Annotated in this window: 22 protein-coding genes; 16 read left to right on the forward strand and 6 right to left on the reverse strand. The window is 62.9% G+C overall.

The window, feature by feature from the left end:
* The first annotated feature begins 115 nt into the window (after positions 1-115).
* The 4 genes from CEC48_RS11955 (at position 116) to CEC48_RS11970 (ending at position 5358) form a co-directional block, all read left to right on the forward strand.
* Complete coding sequence (locus CEC48_RS11955) at positions 116-1360, forward strand: FAD/NAD(P)-binding oxidoreductase (protein ID WP_088423928.1); 1245 nt, start codon at positions 116-118, stop codon at positions 1358-1360.
* 9 nt (positions 1361-1369) lie between these two features.
* Complete coding sequence (locus CEC48_RS11960) at positions 1370-2176, forward strand: sulfite exporter TauE/SafE family protein (RefSeq protein WP_088423929.1); 807 nt, start codon at positions 1370-1372, stop codon at positions 2174-2176.
* A 100-nt stretch (positions 2177-2276) separates the two neighbouring features.
* Complete coding sequence (gene nosP, locus CEC48_RS11965) at positions 2277-3434, forward strand: nitric oxide-sensing protein NosP (protein WP_088423930.1); 1158 nt, start codon at positions 2277-2279, stop codon at positions 3432-3434.
* Positions 3364-5358, forward strand: a complete 1995-nt coding sequence (locus CEC48_RS11970) for a PAS domain-containing hybrid sensor histidine kinase/response regulator (protein ID WP_177408893.1) — start codon at positions 3364-3366, stop codon at positions 5356-5358. Before nosP ends, CEC48_RS11970 begins: the two co-directional genes overlap by 71 nt.
* Positions 5359-5426: 68 nt before the next feature.
* Here CEC48_RS11970 and CEC48_RS11975 read toward each other — a convergent pair whose 3' ends face one another.
* The 6 genes from CEC48_RS11975 to CEC48_RS12000 all read right to left on the reverse strand — a co-directional run bounded on the left by CEC48_RS11975 (position 5427) and on the right by CEC48_RS12000 (position 10455).
* A complete protein-coding gene (locus CEC48_RS11975; protein ID WP_088423932.1) occupies positions 5427-6092 on the reverse strand; it encodes a response regulator transcription factor in 666 nt (221 codons plus the stop codon).
* Between the two features lie 24 nt (positions 6093-6116).
* Positions 6117-6656, reverse strand: a complete 540-nt coding sequence (locus CEC48_RS11980) for a PQQ-dependent catabolism-associated CXXCW motif protein (RefSeq protein WP_088423933.1) — start codon at positions 6654-6656, stop codon at positions 6117-6119.
* 109 nt (positions 6657-6765) lie between these two features.
* On the reverse strand, positions 6766-7557 hold the full coding sequence (locus tag CEC48_RS11985) for an ABC transporter permease (protein WP_088423934.1): 792 nt from the start codon (positions 7555-7557) through the stop codon (positions 6766-6768).
* Positions 7554-8285, reverse strand: a complete 732-nt coding sequence (locus CEC48_RS11990; RefSeq protein WP_088423935.1) for an ABC transporter ATP-binding protein — start codon at positions 8283-8285, stop codon at positions 7554-7556. Before CEC48_RS11990 ends, CEC48_RS11985 begins: the two co-directional genes overlap by 4 nt.
* Positions 8282-9241 (reverse strand): YVTN family beta-propeller repeat protein, encoded by a 960-nt coding sequence (locus tag CEC48_RS11995; RefSeq protein WP_088423936.1) that lies wholly within the window; start codon positions 9239-9241, stop codon positions 8282-8284. The genes CEC48_RS11990 and CEC48_RS11995 overlap by 4 nt, the downstream gene beginning before the upstream one ends.
* 29 nt (positions 9242-9270) lie before the next feature.
* Complete coding sequence (locus CEC48_RS12000) at positions 9271-10455, reverse strand: ABC transporter substrate-binding protein (protein WP_088423937.1); 1185 nt, start codon at positions 10453-10455, stop codon at positions 9271-9273.
* A 365-nt stretch (positions 10456-10820) separates the two neighbouring features.
* On the opposite strand from CEC48_RS12000, the gene pedF reads away from it, so the two are divergent.
* The 12 genes from pedF (at position 10821) to CEC48_RS12060 (ending at position 25785) form a co-directional block, all read left to right on the forward strand.
* Positions 10821-11282, forward strand: coding sequence for a cytochrome c-550 PedF (gene pedF / locus CEC48_RS12005; RefSeq protein ID WP_088423938.1), 462 nt, complete (start codon positions 10821-10823; stop codon positions 11280-11282).
* 3 nt (positions 11283-11285) lie between these two features.
* The gene (locus CEC48_RS12010) at positions 11286-12161 is read left to right on the forward strand and encodes an ABC transporter substrate-binding protein (protein ID WP_088423939.1); all 876 of its coding nucleotides are present in this window, start codon (positions 11286-11288) and stop codon (positions 12159-12161) included.
* Positions 12162-12170: 9 nt separating this feature from the next.
* The gene (locus tag CEC48_RS12015; protein ID WP_088423940.1) at positions 12171-12932 is read left to right on the forward strand and encodes a quinoprotein dehydrogenase-associated SoxYZ-like carrier; all 762 of its coding nucleotides are present in this window, start codon (positions 12171-12173) and stop codon (positions 12930-12932) included.
* A 16-nt stretch (positions 12933-12948) separates the two neighbouring features.
* Positions 12949-13887 (forward strand): quinoprotein relay system zinc metallohydrolase 1, encoded by a 939-nt coding sequence (locus CEC48_RS12020; RefSeq protein ID WP_088423941.1) that lies wholly within the window; start codon positions 12949-12951, stop codon positions 13885-13887.
* Positions 13888-14018: 131 nt separating this feature from the next.
* A complete protein-coding gene (locus CEC48_RS12025; RefSeq protein ID WP_088423942.1) occupies positions 14019-15794 on the forward strand; it encodes a PQQ-dependent methanol/ethanol family dehydrogenase in 1776 nt (591 codons plus the stop codon).
* Positions 15795-15917: 123 nt separating this feature from the next.
* Complete coding sequence (locus tag CEC48_RS12030) at positions 15918-17438, forward strand: aldehyde dehydrogenase family protein (protein ID WP_088423943.1); 1521 nt, start codon at positions 15918-15920, stop codon at positions 17436-17438.
* 129 nt (positions 17439-17567) lie between these two features.
* Complete coding sequence (gene pqqA / locus CEC48_RS12035; RefSeq protein ID WP_010209364.1) at positions 17568-17639, forward strand: pyrroloquinoline quinone precursor peptide PqqA; 72 nt, start codon at positions 17568-17570, stop codon at positions 17637-17639.
* 138 nt (positions 17640-17777) lie between these two features.
* Positions 17778-18941 (forward strand): alcohol dehydrogenase-like regulatory protein ErcA, encoded by a 1164-nt coding sequence (ercA, locus tag CEC48_RS12040; protein WP_088423944.1) that lies wholly within the window; start codon positions 17778-17780, stop codon positions 18939-18941.
* Positions 18925-20295 carry a hybrid sensor histidine kinase/response regulator gene (locus CEC48_RS12045; RefSeq protein WP_088423945.1) on the forward strand — a complete coding sequence of 457 codons (1371 nt, stop codon included), beginning with the start codon at positions 18925-18927 and terminating at the stop codon, positions 20293-20295. The genes ercA and CEC48_RS12045 overlap by 17 nt, the downstream gene beginning before the upstream one ends.
* Positions 20296-20374: 79 nt before the next feature.
* Positions 20375-21853 (forward strand): DASS family sodium-coupled anion symporter, encoded by a 1479-nt coding sequence (locus tag CEC48_RS12050; protein ID WP_088423946.1) that lies wholly within the window; start codon positions 20375-20377, stop codon positions 21851-21853.
* A 1131-nt stretch (positions 21854-22984) separates the two neighbouring features.
* On the forward strand, positions 22985-24643 hold the full coding sequence (locus CEC48_RS12055; protein WP_088423947.1) for an MFS transporter: 1659 nt from the start codon (positions 22985-22987) through the stop codon (positions 24641-24643).
* Complete coding sequence (locus tag CEC48_RS12060) at positions 24640-25785, forward strand: HlyD family secretion protein (RefSeq protein WP_088423948.1); 1146 nt, start codon at positions 24640-24642, stop codon at positions 25783-25785. Before CEC48_RS12055 ends, CEC48_RS12060 begins: the two co-directional genes overlap by 4 nt.
* The last annotated feature ends 91 nt before the right edge of the window (positions 25786-25876 follow it).

A 25876-nucleotide genomic window follows, 5' to 3' on the forward strand; every position in this document is an offset into this window, starting at 1 on the left:
GCTTAAGTGAATTGAACGACCCGAGGCAAAGGATGGCATCGTGGTGGCAAAAGCTGGGCGTGACGCCGTACGGCAGCGACCCTTGTGTGCATTGACCATAAAAAGGCCATAACTCATGAACGACCAACACTGGGGACCTACCATCAGTGGCGATATCGTTGTCATCGGTGGCGGCTCGGCAGGCATCGGCCTGCTGGCCAGCCTGCTCAAGCGCGACCCGCACCTGAATATCATCCTGATCGAACCGAGCGACCACCACTACTACCAGCCTGCGTGGACGTTGGTGGGCGGCGGCGCCTATGACGTGAAAAAGACCGTGCGCCCCATGGCTGACGTGCTGCCCAACGGCGTCACCTGGATCCAGGCGGCCGTCAGTGAATTACTGCCCGACGAGCACACCCTGGTACTCGACAGCGGCCAGCGCGTCACCTGGGAAAACCTCATCGTGTGCCCGGGCCTGCGCCTCGCCTGGGAAAAGATCGAAGGCCTGCCAGAGACCCTCGGCCAGAATGGCGTGACCTCCAACTACAGCTACGAACACGCCGCCTATACCTGGCAACTTGTGCAGCAACTGAAAAATGGCAAAGCGCTCTTCACCCAGCCGGCCATGCCGATCAAATGCGCCGGCGCCCCGCAAAAGGCCATGTACCTGTCGTGCGATCACTGGCTCAAGCAGGGTGACCTGAAAAACATCAACGTCGAATTCAACCTGGCCGGCGCTGCCTTGTTTGGCGTAGCGACCTTCGTTCCGCCGCTGATGAAGTACGTTGAAAAGTATTCCGCGCAACTCGCGTTCAACTCCAACCTGGTCAAGGTCGACGGCCCGGCGCGCAGGGCCTGGTTCGAAATCAAGGACGCTGAAGGCAATGTGCGCGTCGAAGAGAAAACCTTCGACCTGCTGCACGTCGTCCCGCCGCAAGTCTCCCCGGACTTCATCCGCCAAAGCCCCCTGGCCGATGCCGCCGGCTGGTGCGAAGTAAATCCCCAAAGCCTGCAACACCTGCGCTACCCGCACATCTTCGGCCTGGGCGACGTGTGCTCCACCACCAACGCCAAAACTGCAGCCGCCGCGCGCAAGCAAATCGTGGTGGTTGCGCAAAACCTGCTGGCCCTGCGCAAACAGGCGCCGCTGCCCCTCAAGTACGACGGCTACGGTTCGTGCCCGCTGACGGTGGAGAAGGGCAAGGTGGTACTGGCCGAGTTCGGCTATGGCGGCAAGCTGCTGCCGACTTTCCCCCTCGACCCGACGGTGGCGCGGCGTTCGGCGTGGTTCCTCAAGGCGAGCTTCCTGCCGTGGTTCTACTGGAACGGCATGCTCAAGGGCCGCGAATGGCTGACCCGTCTGGCCAAGGTGGATTGAGGCAACCCTATGCTGCTGGCAAGTTTTCTGGGCGTGTTGATGGGGTTGGTCATGGGCTTGACCGGTGCCGGAGGCGGCATTCTTGGCGTCCCGGCGTTGGTGCTGGGGCTGGGGTTGACCATGACCCAGGCCGCGCCCGTGTCGTTGTTCGCGGTGGGCGCGGCTGCTGCCGTGGGGGCTGTCGATGGCTTGCGCCATGGCCTGGTGCGCTACCGCGCCGCGCTGCTGATTGCGCTGCTTGGCGCGTTGTTTTCGCCGCTGGGGGTGTTCTTCGCCCATCAGATGTCGGAGAACGTCCTGATGGGCCTGTTCAGTGCGCTGATGGTGCTAGTGGCTTGGCGCATGCTGCAGCGCGAGAAGCTTGAGGCCGGGCCGAGTGACCACGGCACTGCGTCCTGGGGCCAGAAGAACTGCATGCTCGACCAACAGACCGGGCGCTTTTCCTGGACCGCCAAGTGCACGGCCACCCTGGCGGCCCTCGGTGCGGTAACCGGTGCGGTGTCGGGCTTGCTCGGCGTGGGCGGCGGCTTTCTGATCGTGCCGGCGTTCAAGCAACTGACTGATGTACAGATGCGCGGCATCGTCGCCACCTCGTTGATGGTGATCAGCCTGATCTCGTTGGTCGGCGTGGTCGGGGCGTTTCATGCCGGGGTCAGTATCGAGCCGATGGGCTGGGTATTTATCGGTTCGAGCATTGTCGGCATGTTGGCGGGCCGGCGCCTGTGCTCGGTGATCAAGGCGCGCACGTTGCAGGTGGGTTTTGCGACGCTGTGTGTGCTGGTGGCGGTGGGTATGTTGATCAAAGCTTCATTCTGAGCTCCAACCTCATCCCATCGAATCCCCCACCCACTACCCAAGTAGCATAGGTCCCGCTCCCCAGCCTTCGTACACTCATGCCTCATACGGGGAGTCGGCGATGCATCAGAGTGAAGGCGTAGTCAGTGCCATGTCCGAGGCCAGCGATGCCTGGCAGGCGGCCGACGAACTGGCGCGCCAACTGCTGCATCCGCACCTGGGTTTTGTGTTGTTCTTTTGCTCTGCCTCCTACGACCTGCAGGCCCTCGGCCAGGCCCTGCAACAGCGCTTCGGCAGCATCCGCCTGGTGGGTTGTACCAGCGCCGGCGAAATCACCCCGCAAGGCTACGGCCGCAACTGCATCACCGCCGTCGGCTTTGCCTACTCGCACTTCTCCATCGCCACGGAACTGATCGACCAGGTGGAGCACTTCAGCCTGATCGACGCCCAGCAAATGGTCGAACGGCTGGTGGGCGGCTGTCGCAGCAACAGCCTGGCGCCGATCAAGGGCAACAGCTTCGCCCTGACCTTGCTCGACGGCCTGGCCAGCCGCGAGGAAATAGTCCTCGCAGCCTTGAGTGCCGCCCTGGGCGATATCCCGCACTTCGGCGGCTCGGCAGGCGATGACAACCACCTGACCCACACCCACGTGTACTTCGGCGGCGAATTCCGCAGCGGCGCGGCGGTGGTGGTGCTGGTCAACACCTGGCTCGACTTCGAGGTCTTCACCACCCATCACATCTTGCCTCGGGAAGAAAAACTGGTGGTGACCGGCGCCGACAGTGCCTCACGCCGGGTCTTCGAGCTCAACGCCGAGCCGGCTGCCGAAGAGTACGCCCGGCATATCGGCGTGGCCGTCGCCGACCTTGATCACCGGGTGTTCGCCGCCCATCCCTTGGCGGTGCGCATCAATCACCAGTACTACGTGCGCGCGATCCAGCAGGTGCATGAGGACTTGAGCCTGAGTTTCTACTGCGCCGTGGAGAACGGCATCGTGCTGACGGTGATGACACCGGGTGAGATTTTGCCGAACCTGCAAAACCTGTTCGACGGCCTGCAAGCGCGCCTCGGCGAACTGCTGCTGACCCTCGGCTGCGACTGCTTCCTCAGGCGCCTGGAGCTGGAAGACAGCGGCGCCCTGGAACAGATCGGTGGATTTTTACAGGACCACCGGGTGATGGGTTTCAACACCTACGGAGAACAGTTCAATGGCATGCACATCAACCAAACCTTCACCGGGGTTGCCATTGCCCGAGGTCGCGCCCCTGGACCGCGATGAACTGTTGGCCGAAGTGGCGCAGCTGCGTGTGGACAACCACAAGCTGGCACGGATCAACGCGGCGCTGATCGAGCGCATCGAGTCTGGCGTGGCCCAGGGTAATGACCCTTACACCACCTTCCAGCATTCGGTGGTGCTGGCCGAACAAGTGCGCGAGCGTACCGACGCGCTGAACCAGGCGATGGCCGAACTCAGGGCCAGCAACCACTTGCTGATCGACGCCCAACTGCGCGCCGAAACCTTGCGCCGGGAACAGGCGGCGGCGCAAAAGGCGCAGGAAAGCGAGCGCTGGATTCGCCTGATCACCGACCATGTGCCGGCGCTGATCGCCTACCTCAACGCCGAGCTGGTCTACGAGTTCACCAACAAGGTGTATGAGGAATGGTACTGCTGGCCGCGGGGCGCGATGCTCGGGCGCAGCCTGTTGGAGGTGCACAGCCAGCAGCATTACCAGCGGCTTGAAGCCTACGTCGCCCGAGCCCTGGCCGGGGAGAGCGTGACCTTCGAGTTTTCTGAAACCAACCTCAACAATCAGGAGCGCTACATGCTGCGCTCCTACGTGCCCAATCGCCTGGCCAGCGGCGAAGTAGTGGGGATCTTCGTGCTGATCCGCGATATCACCGAACGCCGCCGCACCGCCGAAGCCTTGCATCAGGCCTATCAAAACCTGGAAGTTCGGGTGCGCGAGCGCACGGTGGAGCTGACGTCCCTCAATGACCAACTGCTGCGCGAAATCGACGAACGCCGCCGCGTGGAGTCGCGCCTGCGGGAAGCCAAACTTGAGGCTGAGCAGGCCAACCTGTCGAAAACCAAATTCCTCGCCGCCGTCAGCCATGACCTGCTGCAACCGCTCAACGCCGCACGGCTGTTCACCAGCGCCTTACTGGAGCGACGCGACCCGGTAGCCAACGAAACCCTGGTGCGCAATGTCAGCAATTCCCTGGAAGATGTGGAAAACCTGCTGAGCACCCTGGTGGATATTTCCAAGCTGGACGCCGGGGTGATCAAAGCCGATATCGCGCCATTCGCCCTGAGTGAATTGCTGGAGAACCTGGCCGCCGAGTACACCGAACTGGCCCGCAGCGAAGGGCTGGAGTTGCACTTCATCGGGTGTTCGGCGCTGGTGCGCAGTGACATCCAGTTGCTGGCGCGGATCCTGCGCAACCTGCTGAGCAACGCCATTCGCTACACCTACAGCGGCCGGCTGGTGCTGGGTTGCCGTCGGCATCACCAGCGGTTGTCGATCCAGGTCTGGGACAGCGGCATGGGCATCGCCGAGGAGCGGCTGGAGGAAATTTTCCAGGAGTTCAAGCGCGGGGACGTGCAGCGGCCGGACCAGGATCGCGGGCTGGGATTGGGCCTGGCCATCGTCGAGAAGATCGCCGGGATCCTGGGGCACCGGATCACCGTGCGGTCATGGCCGGGCAAGGGCTCGATGTTTGGTGTGGAAGTGCCGCTGAGCGCCACGGCGCCCAAGGCCTTGCCGGCTCCGCTGATGAGCGAGCCGATGCTGGAACGTTTGCAGGGCGCGCGAGTGTGGGTGCTGGATAACGACGCGGCAATTTGCGCGGGCATGCGCACGTTGCTGGAAGGCTGGGGATGCCGCGTGGTAACGGCCTTGTCGGAACAGGATCTGGCGCGGCAGGTGGATAACTACCATGCCGAGGCCGACCTGCTGATTGCCGACTATCACCTGGATAATGAGCAGAACGGTGTGGACGCGGTGGCCCGCATCAACGCGCGGCGAGCCAGTGCGATCCCGGCGATGATGATTACGGCCAACTACAGCAATGAGCTCAAGCAGCAGATTCGGGAGCTGGGGCATATGTTGATGCACAAGCCGGTCAAACCGATGAAGCTCAAGACGGCGATGAGTCACCTGCTCTGTAGGAGCGAGCTTGCTCGCGAAAATCGCCAACGATAACGCGCGGCATCAGGTTCCCCGGGGGCCCTTGAGTTTTTCGCGAGCAAGCTCGCTCCTACAAAGAGCTCTCAGCGCCTGAGGTACGAGCCGAAGTCGATATCACCCGCACTCAAAATCGCCTGCACCCGGTTATGCACATTCAACTTGCGCAAAATCGCCGACACATGGGCCTTCACTGTGGTCTCGGCAATCTCCAGCGTATAGGCAATCTGCTTGTTCGACTCGCCCTTGGTCATTCGCTCCAGCACCAGTAACTGCTTGCGCGTCAGGGCTTGCAGCAGTTCCGGCGCAAACCCCGGGTTCTCGTTCATCCGCCGGTGGGTGCCGGTTTTCTGGCTGCGAATAATGTCCGGCGGCAAGTACACATTGCCGTTGAGTATCTGCTGGATCGCCTCGGTCATTTGCAGCCTGGGCGACGACTTGGTGATAAACCCCACTGCGCCATAGGTGATGGCTTGCAGCACGATTTGCTTGTCTTGTTCGGCAGACACGATCACCACCGGAATCGTCGGCGACTCGTTGCGCAGGTTGATCAGGCCATTGAGCCCGTGCATGCCGGGCATGTTCAGGTCCAGCAGGATCAGGTCCAGGTCATCGTGCTCCAGGGTCAGTGCCAGGGCGCTTTCCAGGTCGGCGGTTTCCATCACTTCGCTGCCCGGGAAACCATCGCTGATGACGTTGTGGATCGCTTCGCGAAACAGCGGGTGATCGTCGGCAATCAGAATTTTGTACATGGCCGTTCACCTTATTATTGTTGATTATTGAAAAGGCTCGGGTTGCGCGGGCGCAACGGGCAGCTTTGCCGCTTCCCATGCATCCAGACCATCGCGGTACCAGTACACAGAGGTATAGCCCAGGCTGGCCGCCCGTTTTACCGCGTTCCAACTCAGCCAGCAATCGGAGCGGCAATAGAACACCAGCGGTTGCGCCAGGCTCCCGGCCGTCAGCTTATACAGGTGCCGGGCAAAATAGCCCTGCCATTCCGGCGTCAGGTCGCCGTCGCCGGTATTGGCCAGCCAATGGCTGCCGGGCAGGTTGGCGTGGGGCTGGTCTTCGATGAAGCGCCCTTGCAGCCATTGGCGGCGGTACACGTCGACCAATACCGGTGCCGGCGTTTGGCGCAGCAGTGTTTGCAGGGCAGGGGTGTCGACGATGGTCGCACCCGGCAGTTGCTCGGGCGTGGGGCTGCGGTACAGGTTGATGCGGTAGCCATCATTGGAAAACAGCGCGGTGTCGGCATGGGCATTGGCCCATAGCAGGCACAGCAGCGCGAACAGAGAAAATCGAGCGGGCAGCATGGCGGATCCAATCCTTATCGTTATGCGCCCATTACAGGCCGAACTCGATGCCTTGGGAATGCGACGATAGACAGGTAAACCAGTACCAAAGTACTGGTTTTTGACGTTCTCAGCCTTTTTTACGCAACGCGGCGTGTTGTGGGTTGAAGGTCAGCACCGCCAGCAGTGTGAACAGCAGGGTCAGGCCCAGGCACACCGCCAGCGCCAGGCCGGTGAAACGTTCATACAGGGCAAAGCGCACCAGCTCCACCGCATGGGTGAACGGGTTGATGGCGCACAACCAGTACAGCCATTCGCTGGAGTCGCGCATCTTCCACAACGGGTACAGCGCCGAAGACAGGAAAAACAGCGGGAAGATCACGAAGTTCATGACCCCGGCAAAGTTCTCCAATTGGCGGATCGCGTTGGACAGCAGCAAGCCCAGGGCACTGAGCATCAAGGCCACCAGCAGCAACGCCGGCAAGGCGATCAACAAGCCCATGGCCGGCGGTTGCACGCCGTATACCCAGGCAATCCCGAGGAACCCGTAGACCTGCAGCAGCGAAATCAACGAGGTGGCCAACAACTTGCTGCACAACAGAAAGGTGCGGGGCAGGGGGCTGGTCAACAGCACACGCATGCTGCCCATCTCCCGGTCGTACACCATCGACAGCGAGCCCTGCATGCCGTTGAACAACAGAATCATGCAGGCCAGCCCCGGGATGATGTACACCTCGTAGGGGATGTAGGTGTCGTACGGTTCGATCACCGAGATACCCAGGGCGGCCCTGAAGCCTGCGGCAAACACCAACAACCACAGCAGCGGGCGTACCAGGGCGCTGAGAAACCGCGTGCGCTGCAACACAAAGCGCAACCATTCGCGCAGCACGATGCCGCGCAAGCACTGCCAATAGGCGTTCATTGCACGGCTCCCGAAGGGGTCAGGCGGGCGAAGGCGGCGCTCAGGTCACCGCCGTGTTCCAGGCTCAAGGCGTCGGTTTGCCCGCAGGCCACCAGGCGGCCCTGGTGCAGGATCATCAGGGCATCATCGGGCTGCACTTCGTCCAGCAGGTGGGTGGTCCACAGCACCGTGATCCCCTGTTCGCGGCACAGGCTGCGCAGGTGCTGGTTCAGGGCCAGGCGGCTGGCCGGGTCGAGGCCCACACTGGCCTCATCAAGCAACAGCAAGCGCGGTTCATGCAGCAGCGCCCGGGCGATTTCCACGCGGCGGCGGTGGCCGCCGTTGAGTTCGCGCACTCGTTCGCGGCGGCGTTCGGTCAGCCCCTGGCGGGCCAGTTCGGCGTCGACCCGCAAGGCGGTCTGGCGACGGGACAAACCATGGAGCGCGGCGTGATAGCGCAGGTTTTGCTCCACGTTCAGGTCCAGGTCCAGGGTGCTTTGCTGGAACACCACCCCGAGCTGCTTGAGGGCCGGGCGGGGTGCATCGCGCAAGGAGTGACCGCCAACCCGGATGTCTCCCGTTTGCAGGTCATAAAGCCGGGTGAGCAGGGCGATCAAGGTCGACTTGCCGGCGCCGTTGGGGCCCAGCAGCGCGGCAAAGCGCCCCGGTGCGAGGCTGAAACTCACCTCGCGCAGGGCCTGCCTCGCCCCGTAGGCAAAGCTCAGGTCGCTGACGTCCAGGGCATTCATGGGGTGACCACCACGCCCCATGGATAGCGTCCGACCTTGATCGACTTGAGAACCTTGAGGCTGTCCACATCAATCACCGACACGTCACCGCTCACGCCGTTGGTGGCGAGCAACTGCTTTTGGTCCGGGGTAAATGCCATCTGCCAGACGCGACGGCCCACCAGCAGGTAATCGAGAATTTCAAAGGTCTTGGCGTCGATCACCGCCACATGGTTGGCCGGGCCCAGGGCGACAAACCCGTATTTGCCGTCGGCGCTGAGCTTGATCCCCACCGGCTGCACTTTGTCTGGGTGCACGCCCTTGATCTGGAAGCTCAGGGTCTTGAGGATCGCGCGGCTGGCCACGTCGAGAATGGTCACGGTGCCGCCGATTTCCGCCGAGGCCCACAGCTGCGAGCCGTCGTGGTTGAACTCGACAAACCGTGGCCGCTGGTCCACCAGGGTGCTGTCGGCCAGGGTCTGGGTGCTGGTGTCGATCCAGTGCAGCATGTTGGTGGTTTCGCTGGTGTTCACCGCCCATTTGCCGTCGGGGCTGACGGCCATGCCTTCGGGCTCCACGCCGACGTTGATCTGGGCCAGCACTTTGGAAGTCTCGGTGTCGATCACCGTCACCAGTGCATCGTCTTCGTTGGAGACATACAGCCAGCGGTTATTGGGGTGCAGGGCAAATTGTTCGGGGTCCTTGCCCGACGGCAGTTCCTTGATGATCGTGCGAGTGGCCACATCCATCACCTGGACCCGGTCCGAATCGCTGGCGCAGATGTACAGCAGCTTGTTGTCATGGGACAGCAACAGGCCCCGGGGGCGCTGGCCGACCTTGAGGGTGTCGGTGACTTGCAGGGTCTGCATGTCGATCAGGCTCAGGCTGTTGTCTTTCTCGTTGGAGACCCAGGCGGTGCTGGCCACGGCATGCCCGGCGGCAAGCAGCAGGGCGCATGAGAGCAGGGTGCGGCGCATGGCGGATTCCTTATTATTGTGGGGTGCGTTCAGGGAAAGCGGCAGGTCACTTCAGGTTTGTCGTAGCCCAGGCTGTCCATTTCGTTGAAGGGGTGCAGGAAACCGTCCTGGGGCGAGGTGCTGACCAGCGCGCGGGGTTGCACGATGGGAATCGGTTGGCGCAGTTGGCCGTTCCAGGGGCGATAGCTGAGCTTGCGGCCCTTGAACCCGTCGAGGGGCAGTTGGTCGCTGATTTCCAGTTGGCGGATCGTCATGGGATCCGCCTGGCGCAGCTTGCTCACCGCGCTGGCGACGCTGCGCACCGCCATCCACGCGGCGAAATCGCGGTCGTTCATCCAGCGTCCGGCCAGGGCTTCGAAGCGTTTTTGCAACTGGGCAGCGCCGTAGGTTTCCACGGTTTTGTGCCAGCCGGTGGGCGTCAGGCCCTGGGTGCCGGCCACGGGGCGCGGGTACCAGGTTTGATAGGGCACGTACTCGCCGAAGTCACCGCGTTCGTCGGCCACCAGCACCACGTCGTACTCGGCGGTCTGGGTGAAGAGCGGCATGTCCGCCTGGGCGCTGCGGCGCTGATCATTGTCGAAACGCCAGGCTTTTTCCGCCACCAGCTGCACGCCGAAGCGCTTGGCGGCGCGACGCAGGGCGGCGGCGTACGCTTGATCGTCGTCAGTGGGGCCAACGATCAGCAGCGCTCGCTGCCATTTGCGCACCACCAGAAATTGCGCCAGGGCATCGGCCAGCATGGCGCGGCTGGGCAAGGTGTGCAGCACGTTGCCCAGGCAGTCGGTGCTGCGCAGGCTGTCGTCGGGGCTGCCGGCGTTGAACAACAGGCTGTCGGGCAGGGCGGCGCTGAGTTGGCGCAGGCTGGCCGCCGGTGCATTGACCACGAACAGTCGCAGGCCCTGGTCGTGCTGGGTTTTGGCGGCCTGGAGCAGCGCATCCGGGCTGTCGACCGTGGCGCTGGTCAGGCTGTAGCGCTGATTGAGAAATGCCCCGGTGCTGTTGCTGTCGGTAATCGCCAGTTCGGCGCCGCGCATCCCGGCATCGGTGGGTTCGGGAATGACGTTGGACAGCAGCGGGCCCGGGTCGGGGCGATAGCCCAGGTAGCCGATTTGCACCTGCAAGGGCGCCTCGGCAGCCTGGCTGCCAGTCGCCAACCCGGCGGCGCAAGCGATCGCCAGCAGGTAGAGCAAGGCGTACGGGGCGAGCTGGCGCATAAGGCACTCCATGACAGGTAGCGCCAGCATAGGAACCCGCAAGCCGCCTGCAAATATGCAGAAAGTACCGCTGAGGCAGTACCAAGGTAGTAGCTCGCCCGCCGCGGTGCGGTTTTAGCACGGACAGCCACAGCCCTCACCCAGCAGTTGAACGATCATGCGAATCCTCAAGGCACTGCTCTTGCCGTTCCTGCTGGTTGTGAGCCTGATCGGCGTCGATAAGCTCCACGCCCCCCACAAGCCCTACTACCAAGGGAGGAGAGGGCGGCCACCAAAGCAGCATACGGCGTGCCCCCAGGGGTTTCTAAGATGGGTGCCATAGCCTCTGCATAGAGGTTTTGCGTGCATTCCTGAGGGCAAAAATAATGACAACAATACGTAATGCCTTGCTCGTGGCCGGTCTGCTGGCCGGCGTGATCAGTGCCGGTAACCTGTGGGCCCACGGCAACGTGGTGCCGCAGGCGGTGGAAACCAAGGGCCTGACGTCGGTCAAGGACGCCGGTGTACCGGTGGATGCTGATGGATGGGCCGCCGTGAACCCCTATCGCACCTCCTCGGAGCACGACAAAGCGCTGGAAATCGGCTCCTCGGCCTACAACCAGAACTGTGCGGCGTGCCATGGGCTGGAAGCCAAGTCCGGTGGCATCGCCCCCGATTTGCGCTTGCTCGACGTGGGCGACGCCGGTGATGAGTGGTTCGTCGAACGGGTGCGCCACGGCGCGGTGCGGGACGGCCGAGTGTATATGCCGAAGATGGCTGACTACCTGAGCCAGGAAGCCTTGTGGGCAGTGCGGACCTACCTGGACACCGTGCACGTCGAGGAGTAGGTGATGCGCCTGTTCGCTGCCGTACTCAGCGTGCTGATGCTGTGCTGCCAGGTCGCTCAGGCACAGGTGCGCAGCTATGACCAGATGATCGCCGGCGGGGAGCTGAAAGTGGCGGTCTACAAGGACTTTGCGCCCTACAGTTTTGAAGACGGCGGCACGCCTCGCGGGGTCGATGTGGAACTCGCCCAGGCCCTGGCCAAGGCCCTGGGTGTACGTCTGACGCTGATCTGGGCACCCGCCGGCGAGAAACTCGACGACGACCTGCGCGACTACATCTGGCGCGGCAGCCAGTTGCACAATCAGCAACTGGCCGACCTGATGATGCGCGCACCCTACGACCACGATTACGCGCAAAAGCGTAACGACCAGGGCGAGTTGGAAAACGGCCATGTGGTGATGTTCGGGCCCTACCAGAACGAACAATGGCAAGTGGCGTATGACCGCCGCCGCCTGGACAGCGTGGGCAGTGTGGCGGTGTTCGAGCAGCACCCCATCGGGGTTGAAGTCGACAGCGTGCCCTCGTTCTACCTGACATCGGTATTCAACGGCATGCTCGCCGGCAACACCCGCCACTACCCGGGCGTGCCCCAGGCGTTTGCGGCGATGAAGGCCGGGGAAGTCGATGCGGTGATGGGCATGCGCGGGGAAATCGACTGGCAGGTACACGAGGCCGGCGACCCGCAACTGGCACTCGCGGAAAATGCTTACCCGAACATGGGCAAGCAACGCTGGGAGATCGGCATGGCGGTGCATGAAAGCAACCGGCAGCTGGCCTATGCCGTGGAGGAGGCGCTGGAAAGCCTGATCCGCGACGGCACGCTGCAGTCGATCTACAGCCATTACGGCCTGCGCTACGAAGTGCCCGAGATGTACCAATAGGAGCAGGCGATGAACTGGCGAGCGTGTTGCGTATTGGCCTGTTGGTTGCCGCTGGCGGCCTACGGGGTAGACGTCGACCCCGGCAAGGACCCGGTGCCGTCAGTGATGTGGGACTTCTACCACAAGCAGATGCTGGGCGATGCGCCGTTTGTGTTCGATCAGCGGGTCAAACTGCTGGCGCCGCCGTTTGCCGAAGATGCCCGGCAGGTACCCCTGGAGATCGACGCCCGGGCGTTCAAGGGCCGGGTGGTGAAAATCGTGGCCTGGGCAGAACTCAATCCGCTGCCGAAAATCGTCGATTTTCAACCCAAGGCCCGGGTGCTGCCGTGGCTGTCGATCCGTATTCGCATTGAACAAGCCACGCCGTTGCGCGCGGCGGTGCTGACGGATGACGGGTTGTGGCACGTCGGCTCGACGCTGATCGATGCGGCGGGCGGCGGTTGCACGGCTCCCAGCGTGGTGCGCACGCAGCCGGGCTGGGAGGAGCACATCGGTGAAGTGCTGGGCGGGCGTTATCCCCGTGGTGAGTTCAGCCGGCTGCGGGTGCAGGTGGCACACCCAATGGACAACGGCATGGTCAGCGGCATCCCTGAATTCTTTATCAACCACGCCCAATTGCAGGATCAGGCCGGGCAGGTGCTGGCCGACCTTGAACTGTTCCCGGCGGTCAGCGAAAACCCCAACCTGGCATTTGATATCGAAGGCGCAGGGCAAACCCGGCTGGTGCTGCGGGACAACAGCGGCAATGAGTTTGATGCGGCCATTCCCTGACCAGAAGGAGCGCGGCATGCGCTGGATACTGCTGTTATGCCTCAGTGTGAGCCTGCCCGCGCTGGCCGAGCTGGACTACGCCCTCAAGCCCCGGTTGATCGCCGAAGACACCTGGCTGCTGGAGGGCAGCACCGACAACTTCGCCAAGGCCAACGGCGGCAATATCGTCAACACCGGGTTTATCGTCACCGAAGCCGGGGTGGTGGTGATCGACACCGGGCCGTCGAAGCGCTATGGCGAGGCCATGCGCCAGGCCATCGCCGGCGTCACTGCCAAACCGGTGGTGCAGGTGCTGCTGACCCACCATCACCCGGACCACGCGCTGGGCAACCAGGCATTTCGCGACGTGCCCATCGGCGCCCTGGCCGGCACCACCCGTTTGCTCCATGAGCAAGGCGACAGCATGGCCGAGAACCTGTACCGCATGGTCGGCGACTGGATGCGCGGCACCGAAGTGGTATTGCCCACCCAGGTGCTGGAACCCGGCATATTGACCGTAGGCAGCCACGACTTGCGTCTGCTGGCGCTGGCGGGTCATACCGGCGCCGACCTTGCGATTCTCGACCAGAAAACCGGCGTGCTGTTTGCCGGCGACCTGGTGTTTTACCAGCGCGCCCTGACCACCCCCAACAGCCCCGGCCTGGCCGTGTGGCTGGCAGACATCAATACCCTGCAAGGCTTGCCCTGGACCTTGATCGTGCCCGGCCACGGCCCCGTGGCCAACGATGGCGCGCCCTTTGCGCAGATGCGCGACTACCTGACCTGGCTCGACCAACTGCTGCGTGACGGCGCAGCCAATGGCAGTGACATGAGCGAGATGATCCGCAGCCCCATTCCCGAGCGGTTCGCTGCCATCAGCTTGAGCCGCTACGAGTTGATCCGCAGCGTCAGCCACCTGTACCCGGGGTACGAACGCGGGCAGATGAAGCGTGTGGATTCTGCCGCGCAACCTTGAGCCCACCCGGTACTAAGGAACTAGCAAACTCGATACTGCGGTCAATTGTGGTGAGGGCCCCGGCGTCCAAGAATCTGCACCAGACCGGGAAAATTTCCCGGGTATAACAAGAAACCGCAGAGGTAGCCGTCATGACCCAACCCGCACGTCGCCAACCCTTCGCCTTGAGTGTGCTGCTCAGTGCCATCCTGCTGTCTGGCCAGGCCTTCGCCGCTGTCACCGACCAGGACATTCTCCAGGACCCGCAAAACCCCGGGCAGATCGTCACCAACGGCCTGGGTGTCCAGGGTCAGCGCTACAGCCCGCTCGATACCCTCAACGTCGATAACGTCAAGGAACTGCGCCCGGTCTGGGCCTTCTCCTTTGGCGGCGAGAAACAACGCGGGCAACAGGCGCAGCCGATGATCAAGGACGGCGTGATGTACCTCACCGGGTCCTACTCACGGGTGTTCGCGGTGGATGCACGCACTGGCAAGAAGCTTTGGCAATACGATGCGCGCCTGCCGGACGACATCCGCCCGTGCTGCGATGTGATCAACCGGGGTGTGGCGCTTTACGGTGACCTGGTGTTCTTCGGCACCCTCGACGCCAAGCTGGTCGCCCTGAACAAGGACACCGGCAAAGTGGTGTGGAGCAAGCAGGTGGCCGACCACAAGGAAGGTTACTCCATCAGTGCCGCGCCCCTGGTGATCAACGGCAAGCTGATTACCGGGGTGGCTGGCGGCGAGTTCGGCGTGGTGGGCAAGATCGAAGCCTATGACCCGAAAAACGGCAACCTGCTGTGGACCCGGCCGACCGTGGAAGGCCATATGGGCTACGTTTACAAGGACGGCAAGGCGGTGGAAAACGGCATCTCCGGTGGCGAGGCGGGCAAGACCTGGCCGGGTGACCTTTGGAAAACCGGCGGCGCGGCCCCATGGCTCGGTGGCTACTACGACCCGGAAACCAACCTGCTGCTGTTCGGCACCGGCAACCCGGCGCCGTGGAACTCCCACCTGCGCCCTGGCGACAACCTCTATTCGTCCTCGCGCCTGGCGTTGAACCCGGACGATGGCAGTATCAAGTGGCACTTCCAGAGCACGCCCCACGACGGCTGGGACTACGACGGGGTGAACGAGCTGATCTCGTTCAACTACACCGAAGGCGGCAAGGAGATCAAAGCGGCGGCCACGGCGGACCGCAACGGTTTCTTCTACGTACTGGACCGCACCAACGGCAAGTTCATCCGGGGTTTCCCGTTCGTTGACAAGATCACCTGGGCCACCGGCCTGGATAAAGACGGCCGGCCGATCTACAACGAAGCCAGCCGCCCCGGCGCTCCGGGCAGTGAAACCAAGGGCACATCGGTATTTGTGGCCCCGGCATTCCTTGGCGCAAAAAACTGGATGCCAATGGCCTATAACCGCGACACCGGGCTGTTCTATGTGCCGTCGAACGAGTGGGGCATGGACATCTGGAACGAAGGCATCGCCTACAAGAAAGGCGCGGCGTTCCTCGGCGCAGGCTTCACCATCAAACCGTTGAATGAAGACTACATCGGCGTATTGCGGGCCATCGACCCGATCACCGGCAAGGAAGTCTGGCGCCACAAGAACTACGCGCCCCTGTGGGGCGGCGTGCTGACCACCAAGGGCAACCTGGTGTTCACCGGTACGCCCGAAGGCTTCCTGCAGGCGTTCAATGCCAAGACCGGTGAGAAAGTCTGGGAGTTCCAGACCGGCTCCGGGGTACTCGGCTCGCCGGTCACCTGGGAAATGGACGGCGAACAGTACGTCTCGGTGCTTTCCGGCTGGGGCGGGGCGGTGCCGTTGTGGGGCGGCGAAGTGGCCAAGCGGATCAAGGATTTCAACCAGGGTGGGATGCTCTGGACCTTCAAGCTGCCCAAGGAATTGGTCGCCAAGCACTAAACCTACTACTACCAAATGACCAGCGCCCCCCTGCCAACGGCGCATTCGCCGGGCAACGGGGGCTCTTTACTATCGGGTATCGCCTGTTGACCGACAGGCCTGGACCCAGACAGAGGCCTCACCATGATCTATGCACAACCTGGCACCCCCGGCGCGATCGTCAGCTTCAAGCCGCGCTATGGCAATTTCATCGGCGGCGAATTCGTCGCGCCGGTCAACGGCGAATACTTCACCAATACCTCGCCGGTGACCGGTGAAGTGATCGCCGAATTTCCCCGCTCCAGCGCCGCCGATATCGACAAGGCCCTGGACGCAGCCCACGCGGCGGCGGATGCCTGGGGCAAGACCTCGGCCCAGGACCGTTCCCTGGTGCTGCTGAAAATCGCCGACCGTATCGAACAGCACCTTGAAGTGCTGGCGGTCACCGAAAGCTGGGACAACGGCAAGGCCGTACGCGAGACCCTGAACGCCGACGTGCCCCTGGCGGCTGACCATTTCCGTTACTTCGCCGGTTGCATCCGCGCCCAGGAAGGCGGCGCGGCCGAGATCAATGAACTGACCACCGCTTACCACTTCCACGAACCGTTGGGCGTGGTCGGGCAGATCATCCCGTGGAACTTCCCGTTGCTGATGGCCGCCTGGAAACTCGCCCCGGCCCTGGCCGCCGGTAACTGCGTGGTGCTCAAGCCTGCCGAGCAAACGCCGCTGTCGATCATGATATTTGCCGAGCTGATCGCTGACCTGCTGCCGGCCGGTGTACTCAACATCGTCCAAGGGTTTGGTCGCGAAGCGGGGGAGGCGCTGGCCACCAGCAAGCGCATCGCCAAGATCGCCTTCACCGGCTCCACGCCAGTGGGCGCGCACATCATGCATTGCGCCGCCGAGAACATCATTCCGTCCACCGTGGAGCTGGGAGGCAAGTCGCCGAATATCTTCTTTGAAGACATCATGCAGGCCGAGCCCCAGTTCATCGAGAAGGCCGCCGAAGGTCTGGTGCTGGCGTTCTTCAACCAAGGCGAAGTGTGCACCTGCCCGTCGCGGGCGCTGGTGCAGGAATCGATCTATGAGCCGTTCATGGCCGAAGTCATGAAGAAGATCGTCAAGATCAAACGCGGCAACCCGCTGGACACCGAAACCATGGTCGGCGCCCAGGCGTCCGAGCAGCAATACGACAAGATTCTCTCGTACCTGAAAATCGCCCAGGAAGAGGGCGCCGAACTGCTCACCGGCGGCGCGGCCGAGCGTCTGGAGGGCGACCTGTCCACCGGCTATTACATCCAGCCGACCCTGCTCAAGGGCCATAACAAAATGCGCGTGTTCCAGGAGGAGATCTTCGGGCCGGTGGTGGGTGTGACCACCTTCAAGGACGAAGCCGAAGCCCTGGCGATTGCCAATGACAGCGAGTTCGGCCTCGGGGCTGGTTTGTGGACCCGCGATATCAACCGCGCCTACCGCATGGGCCGCGCGATCAAGGCCGGGCGTGTATGGACCAACTGTTATCACCTGTACCCGGCGCATGCCGCGTTTGGCGGGTACAAGAAGTCGGGCGTCGGGCGGGAGAATCACAAGATGATGCTGGATCATTATCAGCAGACCAAAAACCTGCTGGTGAGCTACGACATCAATCCATTGGGCTTTTTCTAACCCCGTGAGGTGGCGGGTGGGGGCTACCAATGCCCCCGCCGGCTCCTTCGAAAGTAGCATTCGCTCCCTCGCCACCCCATGCATTAATGACCTTACCGGAATCTCCCGGCACAAGAAGAGGACTACCCCATGTGGACTAAACCCGCGTTTACCGACCTGCGTATCGGCTTCGAAGTGACCATGTATTTCGCCAGCCGCTGATGTGTTTCCCGGCCAGCCCCCGTGCTGGCCGGGTCGGTGCCGGAAGGGCGCCAGGGCTACCCATTGGTCTGATTGCATTCGGCGCCGGATGGGTTAGTGTGGGGCGCATCTTCCAAAATAATAAAAACAGGCTTTCCAATGAGCCCGAACCTGAGCCTCCTGCGTAAATTCGTTTCTCCTGAAATCATCTTTGGCGCCGGCTGTCGGCACAACGTCGGCAACTACGCCAAGACCTTTGGCGCGCGCAAGGTGCTGGTGGTCAGCGACCCCGGCGTGATCGCTGTCGGCTGGGTGGCCGATGTCGAGGCCAGCCTGCGGGCCCAAGGCATCGACTACTGCCTGTACAGCGCCGTCTCGCCCAACCCTCGCGTCGAAGAAGTAATGCTCGGCGCCGAGGTCTACCGTGAGAACCATTGCGACGTGATCGTCGCCGTCGGTGGCGGTAGCCCAATGGACTGCGGCAAGGCCATCGGCATCGTGGTCGCCCATGGGCGCAGCATCCTGGAATTTGAAGGCGTCGATACCATCCGCGTGCCCAGCCCGCCGTTGATCCTGATCCCGACCACCGCTGGCACCTCGGCGGATGTCTCGCAGTTCGTGATCATTTCCAACCAGCAGGAGCGCATGAAGTTTTCCATCGTCAGCAAGGCGGTGGTGCCCGACGTGTCGTTGATCGACCCGGAAACCACCGCCAGCATGGACCCGTTCCTCTCGGCCTGTACCGGCATCGACGCGCTGGTGCACGCCATCGAAGCTTTCGTGTCCACCGGCCACGGCCCGCTGACCGACCCCCACGCCCTGGAAGCCATGCGCCTGATCAACGGCAACCTGGTGCAGATGATCGCCAACCCCACCGACATCGCCCTGCGGGAAAAAATCATGCTCGGCAGCATGCAGGCCGGGCTGGCGTTTTCCAACGCTATTCTCGGCGCGGTGCATGCCATGTCCCACAGCCTCGGCGGTTTCCTAGACCTGCCTCATGGCCTGTGCAATGCGGTGCTGGTGGAGCATGTGGTGGCGTTCAACTACAACTCGGCGCCGGAGCGCTTCAAGGTGATTGCCGAGACCTTCGGCATCGATTGCCGGGGCCTCAATCACCGGCAGATTCGTGGCCGGCTGGTGGAGCACTTGATCGCTTTGAAGCACGCGATCGGCTTCCATGAAACCCTCGGCCTGCATGGGGTACGGGTGGCGGATATTCCGTTTTTGTCGCAGCACGCGATGCACGACCCGTGCATCCTCACCAACCCGCGAGAGTCCAGCCAGCGTGACGTCGAGGTCGTCTATGGCGAAGCTCTCTGACGATCAACAACGGGCGCTCGCGGGGCTGTTGGGGCTGGGTGATCAGTCGGCGCGCAAGAGCCACTACCCGGAACTGACCGCGCGCCTCGACGAGCTGGAAGCCGAGCGCAACCGCTACATCCGCCTCAACGATGAGCTGGAGCAGCGCGTTGCCGCGCGCACCGACGAGCTGCTAGAGGCCAACCTCAACCTGCAACAGCAGATCGCCCAGCGCGAGCGGGTCGAACAGGACCTGCGCGATGCCCGCGACGCCGCCCAGGCAGCTAACCGCAGCAAAGACAAATACCTCGCCGCCGCCAGCCATGACCTGCTGCAACCCCTCAATGCTGCGCGCCTGCTGATCTCCACCTTGCGCGAGCGCAACTTGCCCAGCGTCGAGCAAGTGCTGGTGGAGCGCACCCACCAGGCCCTGGAAGGCGCCGAGGATTTACTCACCGACCTGCTGGACATTTCCCGGCTCGACCAGGCGGCGGTCAAACCGGACATTGCCCTGTACCGCCTCGACGAACTGTTCGCGCCGCTGGTCTCGGAGTTCCAGTCGGTGGCGGCCGCGGCGGGGCTGAACCTGCGGGCACGCACCGGCCGCTACGCGATCAACACCGACCTGCGCCTGATGACACGCATCCTGCGCAACTTCCTGAGCAACGCCTGCCGCTACACCAGCGAGGGTTGCATCCTGCTGGGCGCCCGGCGCCGGGGCGACCGGTTGCGCCTGGAAGTGTGGGACACCGGCCGTGGGATTGCGGCGGACCGACTCGACTCGATCTTCCTGGAATTCAATCAACTGGACGTGGGCCGCGCTGCCGACCGCAAGGGCGTGGGGCTGGGGTTGGCGATTGTCGAGCGCATCGCCGAGATCCTCGGGTACCCGGTGGCGGTGCGTTCGTGGCCCGGGCGCGGTTCGATGTTCAGCATCGAAGTGCCCATCAGCGAGGAGATACCGCTGCCCATCAGCGTGGTGGTCGCGCAACCGAGTAGCGCCAACCCGTTGCCGGGCAGGCGGCTGCTGGTGCTGGACAACGAAGTCAGCATCCTCGAAAGCATGAGCGCGTTGCTGGAGCAGTGGGGCTGCGAGGTGGTCACCGCCACCGACCAGGCCGGCGCGCTGGCGGCGTTGCAGGGCAAGGCGCCGGAGCTGATCCTGGCGGACTATCACCTGGACCACGGCGTGGTGGGTTGTGAGGTGGTGCGCGACCTGCGCGAGCATTTTGGCTGCAAGATTCCGGCAGTGATCATCACCGCCGACCGCACCGACCAGTGCCGCCGTGCGTTGCGGCGGCTGGACGCGCCGTTGCTGAACAAACCGGTCAAGCCCGGCAAGTTGCGGGCGGTGTTGAGCCAGTTATTGGCCTAGGGCCTTGATACCCGTCAACACCCACCGTGACGCGTTGCCTCATGCTGTCGGCCAGATTTCAAGGCCGACGGAGAACCCCATGAGCGCCCCCGCAACACCTGCTGCTTCATTCAAGTTGCCCTTGGGCCTGGTCGTCGGTGTGCTGGTGATGGTCGGCGTGCTGCTGTTGCCGCTGCCGGCCGATTTGCCGGTGGCCGGGCACCGGATGCTCGCAATCCTCGCGTTTGCGGTGGTGGTGTGGATCACCGAAGCGGTCTCGTATGAGGCCAGCGCGATCATGATCACCTCGTTGATCGCGTTTTTGCTCGGCACTGCGCCATCGGTGCAAGACCCGGCGCACCTGATCGGTTCCAGCCTGGCGATCAGCATGGCGTTGACGGGGTTTTCCAACCCCGCATTGGCGCTGGTGGCGGGCGCGCTGTTTATCGCGGCGGCCATGACCCATACCGGCCTGGACCGGCGCATCGCGTTGGTCACGTTGACGCGGGTCGGCACTAGCACCCGGGGCATTCTGGTCGGGGCGATTGCGGTGACCATCCTGCTGAGCCTGGTGGTGCCCAGCGCCACCGCCCGCAGCGCCTGTGTGGTGCCGATCATGATGGGGGTGATCGCGGCGTTTGGTGTGGACAAACGTTCCAACATCGCGGCCGGGATCATGATCGTCGTGGCCCAGGGCACGAGCATCTGGAACGTCGGCATCCAGACGGCGGCGGCGCAGAACCTGCTGACGGTTGGCTTTATGGACAAGATGCTGGGGCAGCGGGTGTCGTGGATCGACTGGTTGATCGCGGGGGCGCCGTGGGCGTTGATCATGTCGGCGGTGTTGTTGTTTCTGGTGTTCAAGCTGCTGCCGCCGGAGAGTGACAGCATTCCCGGGGGCAAGGAGGCGGTGGCGCAGTCGCTGGCGGACATCGGGCCGATGACCGGGCCGCAGAAACGGTTGCTGACGGTGTCGGTGCTGTTGTTGCTGGCGTGGGCGACGGAGGGGCGGTTGCACAGTTTTGATACGACCTCGACCACGTATGCCGGGTTGGTGTTTTTGCTGATGCCGGGGATTGGGGTGATGACCTGGAAGGACGTGCAGTCGCGGATTCCGTGGGGCACGGTGATTGTGTTTGGTGTGGGTATCAGCCTGGGCACGGCGTTGCTGACCACCCAGGCCGGGCAGTGGCTTGGTTCGCAGGTGGTGGCGCATACCGGCCTGGATCAGGTGGGGCCGCTTGGGGTGTTTGCGATTCTGGGGGCGTTTTTGATTGTGATTCATTTGGGGTTTGCCAGTGCCACGGCGTTGACCTCGGCGTTGTTGCCGATTTTGATTGCGGTGTTGCAGACGTTGCCCGGGGAGTTCAGTCGGCTGGGGATGACGATGTTGCTGGGGTTTGTGATGAGTTACGGGTTTATCCTGCCGATTAATGCGCCGCAGAATATGGTGTGTTTGGGGACCGGGACGTTTACGGCGCGGCAGTTTGCCAAGGTTGGGATTTTGGTGACGTTGATTGGGTATGGGTTGATGTTGGTGTTTGCTGCGACCTATTGGAGCTGGCTGGGGTGGATTTGACGTTGAGTACATATCCGTTGTTTGGGTAACGGCTGCTTATGGTTTCGCTCTTACAGCGAGTCACTTTGCAAAAGCGGCAAAGTAACCAAAACGCTCTGCCCCGCCTGTCGGCGCCTCGCTTAGGCTCGGCGTGCCCTCACTCCGGTACCGCGAAGCGGGCCGCCGCGACGGCCCGTCCCTGGCCCGTCGCGGCTAAACCGGCGTCCTGCCGGTTTACCCGCTCCTCAATCCCTGCGTTCGGCCTCGGGCTGAATGGGGCAGTCAGATCAAGATCAAAAGCAAGAGCACAGCGGCCTACCGGCCGGCTTGAGTGTTAGAAGCAAGGGCCAGATCCAGAGCGAAAGCAGAACTGCTTTTATGTGGGAGCGGGCTTGCTCGCGAAAAACCTGAGGGCGCTGCGTTGAATCGGGATGCCAACGTCATCGTTAACGACCTTCGCGAGCAAGCCCGCTCCCACATTTGAACCGTGCCCGCTTTAGCTTTTGATTTTGCTTCACCACACTCAAGCCGGCTTGAGTGTTAGAAGCAAGGGCCAGATCCAGAGCGAAAGCAGAACTGCTTTTATGTGGGAGCGGGCTTGCTCGCGAAAAACCTGAGAACGCCGCGTTCATTCAGGATGCCCGCGTCATCGTTAACGACCTTCGCGAGCAAGCCCGCTCCCACATTTGGACCGTGCCCGCTTTTGCTTTTGCCGTTGCTCTACACCACTCAAGCCGGCCGGTAGGCCGCTGTGTTCTTGATCTGTTGTTGATCTTGATCTTAGGCGCCCCGTTAAACCACGCTGGCCGAACGCAGGTAGTACTGAGCGGGTAAACCGGCAGGACGCCGGTTTAGCCGCGACGGGGCAGGGACGCCCCGTCGCGGCGGCCCGCGTAGTAATACCGGAGCTGAGGGCACACCGAGCCTAAGCGAGGTGCCGAGTGGTGGGGCAAGAGCGTTTTGCTTACTTTTGCGCTTTTCAAAAGTGAGCCGCTGTAAGAGCGGAACCCATAGCGGCCGTTACCGCAGCAACGGATATACACCCCACAGCCCAAACCCCCACCCAAGATGGCAAGTTGAACTCCACTCAGGTTTACTACTCCCTGAGTAACCGTTCCACCGGCCCCAAACGCCGGTCACCAAGGCCACCGAATGGACAAATACACCCCCCACACCTGGCAGCCCCACGAACGTCCGAGCCTGCCCGGTTCACCGTCGACGCCACTGCATTCCACCCGCAAACGCTGGGCCTACGCCCTGGTCGGCGTACTCGTGGCAATCACCGGCGGCCTCGGCAACTCCCTGGTGATCGCCAACCTGGTGTACCTGCAAGGCGCATTAGGCGCCACCACCGCCGAAATGGCCTGGCTCCCGGCCGCCTACGTCATGACCAACGTCTCGATGAACCTGCTGCTGGTCAAATTCCGCCAGCAATTCGGCCTGCGCGCGTTCACCGAAGTGTTCCTGGTGCTCTACGCCCTGGTCACCTTCGGCCACCTGTTCGTCAACGACCTCAGCTCCGCCATCGCCGTACGCGCCGCCCATGGCATGGTCGGCGCCGCCCTCAGCTCCCTGGGCCTGTACTACATGATCCAGGCCTTCCCCGCAAAATGGCGGATGAAAGCCCTGGTACTCGGCCTGGGCACCGCACAGCTCGCGTTGCCCCTGGCCCGACTCTTCTCCGAAGACCTGCTGCAAATCGCCGAATGGCGCGGCCTGTACCTGTTCGAACTGGGCATGGCGCTGACCTGCCTGGGCTGTGTGTTCCTGCTCAAGCTGCCACCGGGCGATCGCTTCAAAACCTTCGAAAAACTCGACTTCCTCACCTTCGCCATCCTCGCCACCGGCGTCGCCTTGCTCTGCGCCGTGCTGTCCCTGGGCCGGATCGACTGGTGGCTCGAAGCCCCGTGGATCGGCGTCGCGTCAGCCTGCTCACTGGTGCTGATCATGGCCGGCCTGGCCATCGAACATAACCGCGCCAACCCGCTGCTGATGACCCGCTGGCTGGGCAGCGGAACGATGATTCGCCTGGCGCTGGCGGTGATCCTGATTCGCATGGTGCTCTCGGAGCAGTCCACCGGCGCCGTGGGGTTCATGCAGATGCTGAACATGAGCAACGAGCAGATGCGCACGCTGTATTGGGTGATGCTGGCAGGGGCGATTGCCGGCCTGGCCATCAGCGCGCTGACCATCAACCCGGCGCACTTGCTGATGCCGCTGATCATCTCCCTGGCCTTCATGGCCACAGGCTCGGTGATGGACAGTTTCTCCAGCAACCTCACGCGCCCGCAAAACATGTACATCAGCCAGTTCCTGCTAGGCTTCGGAGGCACCTTTTTCCTCGGACCGACCATGGTCCTGGGCACGAAAAACGTGCTCACCAACCCCAGGAACCTGGTGAGTTTCTCGGTGCTGTTCGGGATCTGCCAGAACCTCGGCGGCCTCATCGGCGCGGCCTTGCTCGGCACGTTCCAGATCGTGCGGGAGAAATTCCATTCCAGCATGATCGTCGAACACCTGACCTTGCTCGACCCGCGTGTTGCCGCGCGGGTGGCCAGCGGCGGCTCGGCTTATGGCGGGGTGATTGCCGACCCCGAGTTGCGTAACCTGATGGGCATTCGCAGCCTGGCCACGGCGGCCACCCGCGAGGCAAATGTGATGGCCTATAACGATGTGTTCATGCTGATCGCGATCATCGCCATACTCACCATGATCTGGATTTTTATCCGCAGCCTCTGGCTGATGAGTACCACTAAAGCTGCCGCCAGTGCAGCGCCTCCCGTTCAACCCAGCGGTGCACTTTCTTCATGACCGAACCGACGACGACCACCACCAACGCCATCGCTTCCACGCCGGAAGGCACCGCACCGCCGAGCATGCCGGCCACCGAACCCCGCTCCTTGCGGGTGCGCATCATCTCCTCGATGGGCTTTGCCGCGATTGCGATTGTCGGCGTGCTGATCGTGCTCTACGCCTGGCAGTTGCCGCCCTTCAGCAGCGCCGTGGAAAGCACCGAGAACGCCCTGGTGCGTGGCCAGGTGACGATCATCGGGCCGCAGCTCAGCGGTTACGTGTATGAAGTGCCGGTGACGGACTTCCAGTACGTCAAGGCTGGGGATTTACTGGTGCGCCTCGATGACCGTATCTACAAGCAGCGCCTCGACCAGGCGCAGGCGCAACTGGCGGTGCAGCAGGCGTCGTTGGCCAACGTGGTGCAGCAACGCAACAGTGCCGAGGCGACCATCAAGCTGCGCCAGGCCGCCTTGGCCGACAGCCAGGCCCAGGCCCTTAAAGGCACGGCCGACCTGCGCCGCAACGAAGAGCTGATCCGCGACGGCTCGGTGTCCAAGCGCGATCTGGACGTGACCCGCGCCGCCAATGCGCAGACCATCGCGGCCGTGGCCCAGGCCCAGGCCAGCCTGGAAATCGCCCGGCAGGATCTGCAGACGGTGATCGTCAATCGCGGTTCGCTGGAGGCGGCGGTGGCCAATGCAGATGCGGCGGTAGAGCTTGCGCGTATCGACCTGTCGAACACCCGGATCATCGCCCCGCGTGACGGGCAACTGGGGCAGATTGGCGTGCGCCTTGGGGCCTACGTCAACAGCGGCGCGCAGTTGATGGCGTTGGTGCCGAACCAGTTGTGGGTGATCGCCAACATGAAAGAAACCCAGATGGATAATGTGCAGGTCGGCCAGCCGGTGACCTTCACCGTCGATGCCCTGGACCACCGCAAGTTTCACGGCACGGTGCAGCGCATTTCGCCGGCTACCGGGTCCGAGTTCAGCCTGTTGCAGGCGGATAACGCCACTGGCAACTTTGTGAAGATCGCCCAGCGGGTGCCGGTGCGGATTACCGTCGACCCGGGGCAGGAACAAAGTGAGCGGCTGCGGCCGGGGTTGTCGGTAGTGGTGAGTATCGACACGGCGGGGCGCTTGAAAAACACCCCTCCTTGACACAATGGAGATCAAAATGTGGGAGCGGGCTTGCTCGCGAATGCGGGGTGTCAGTCACTGAATGTGTTTCTGATACACCGCATTCGCGAGC

It is taken from the genome of Pseudomonas sp. K2I15 (assembly GCF_002204795.1).
In the GTDB taxonomy this organism is placed as follows: Bacteria; Pseudomonadota; Gammaproteobacteria; order Pseudomonadales; family Pseudomonadaceae; genus Aquipseudomonas.

Coding starts and splice junctions, on each gene's coding strand:
- CEC48_RS12020 (WP_088423941.1), top strand. CDS start 12,949: ATGCGCTGGATACTGCTGTTATGCCTCAGTGTGAGCCTGCCCGCGCTG.
- CEC48_RS11960 (WP_088423929.1), top strand. CDS start 1,370: ATGCTGCTGGCAAGTTTTCTGGGCGTGTTGATGGGGTTGGTCATGGGC.
- CEC48_RS12060 (WP_088423948.1), top strand. CDS start 24,640: ATGACCGAACCGACGACGACCACCACCAACGCCATCGCTTCCACGCCG.
- CEC48_RS12010 (WP_088423939.1), top strand. CDS start 11,286: ATGCGCCTGTTCGCTGCCGTACTCAGCGTGCTGATGCTGTGCTGCCAG.
- CEC48_RS11970 (WP_177408893.1), top strand. CDS start 3,364: ATGGCATGCACATCAACCAAACCTTCACCGGGGTTGCCATTGCCCGAG.
- ercA (WP_088423944.1), top strand. CDS start 17,778: ATGAGCCCGAACCTGAGCCTCCTGCGTAAATTCGTTTCTCCTGAAATC.
- CEC48_RS12015 (WP_088423940.1), top strand. CDS start 12,171: ATGAACTGGCGAGCGTGTTGCGTATTGGCCTGTTGGTTGCCGCTGGCG.
- CEC48_RS12025 (WP_088423942.1), top strand. CDS start 14,019: ATGACCCAACCCGCACGTCGCCAACCCTTCGCCTTGAGTGTGCTGCTC.
- CEC48_RS12055 (WP_088423947.1), top strand. CDS start 22,985: ATGGACAAATACACCCCCCACACCTGGCAGCCCCACGAACGTCCGAGC.
- CEC48_RS12050 (WP_088423946.1), top strand. CDS start 20,375: ATGAGCGCCCCCGCAACACCTGCTGCTTCATTCAAGTTGCCCTTGGGC.
- CEC48_RS11955 (WP_088423928.1), top strand. CDS start 116: ATGAACGACCAACACTGGGGACCTACCATCAGTGGCGATATCGTTGTC.
- CEC48_RS12000 (WP_088423937.1), bottom strand. CDS start 10,455: ATGCGCCAGCTCGCCCCGTACGCCTTGCTCTACCTGCTGGCGATCGCT.
- CEC48_RS11990 (WP_088423935.1), bottom strand. CDS start 8,285: ATGAATGCCCTGGACGTCAGCGACCTGAGCTTTGCCTACGGGGCGAGG.
- CEC48_RS12030 (WP_088423943.1), top strand. CDS start 15,918: ATGATCTATGCACAACCTGGCACCCCCGGCGCGATCGTCAGCTTCAAG.
- CEC48_RS12045 (WP_088423945.1), top strand. CDS start 18,925: ATGGCGAAGCTCTCTGACGATCAACAACGGGCGCTCGCGGGGCTGTTG.
- CEC48_RS11995 (WP_088423936.1), bottom strand. CDS start 9,241: ATGCGCCGCACCCTGCTCTCATGCGCCCTGCTGCTTGCCGCCGGGCAT.
- CEC48_RS11975 (WP_088423932.1), bottom strand. CDS start 6,092: ATGTACAAAATTCTGATTGCCGACGATCACCCGCTGTTTCGCGAAGCG.
- CEC48_RS11980 (WP_088423933.1), bottom strand. CDS start 6,656: ATGCTGCCCGCTCGATTTTCTCTGTTCGCGCTGCTGTGCCTGCTATGG.
- nosP (WP_088423930.1), top strand. CDS start 2,277: ATGCATCAGAGTGAAGGCGTAGTCAGTGCCATGTCCGAGGCCAGCGAT.
- CEC48_RS11985 (WP_088423934.1), bottom strand. CDS start 7,557: ATGAACGCCTATTGGCAGTGCTTGCGCGGCATCGTGCTGCGCGAATGG.
- pedF (WP_088423938.1), top strand. CDS start 10,821: ATGACAACAATACGTAATGCCTTGCTCGTGGCCGGTCTGCTGGCCGGC.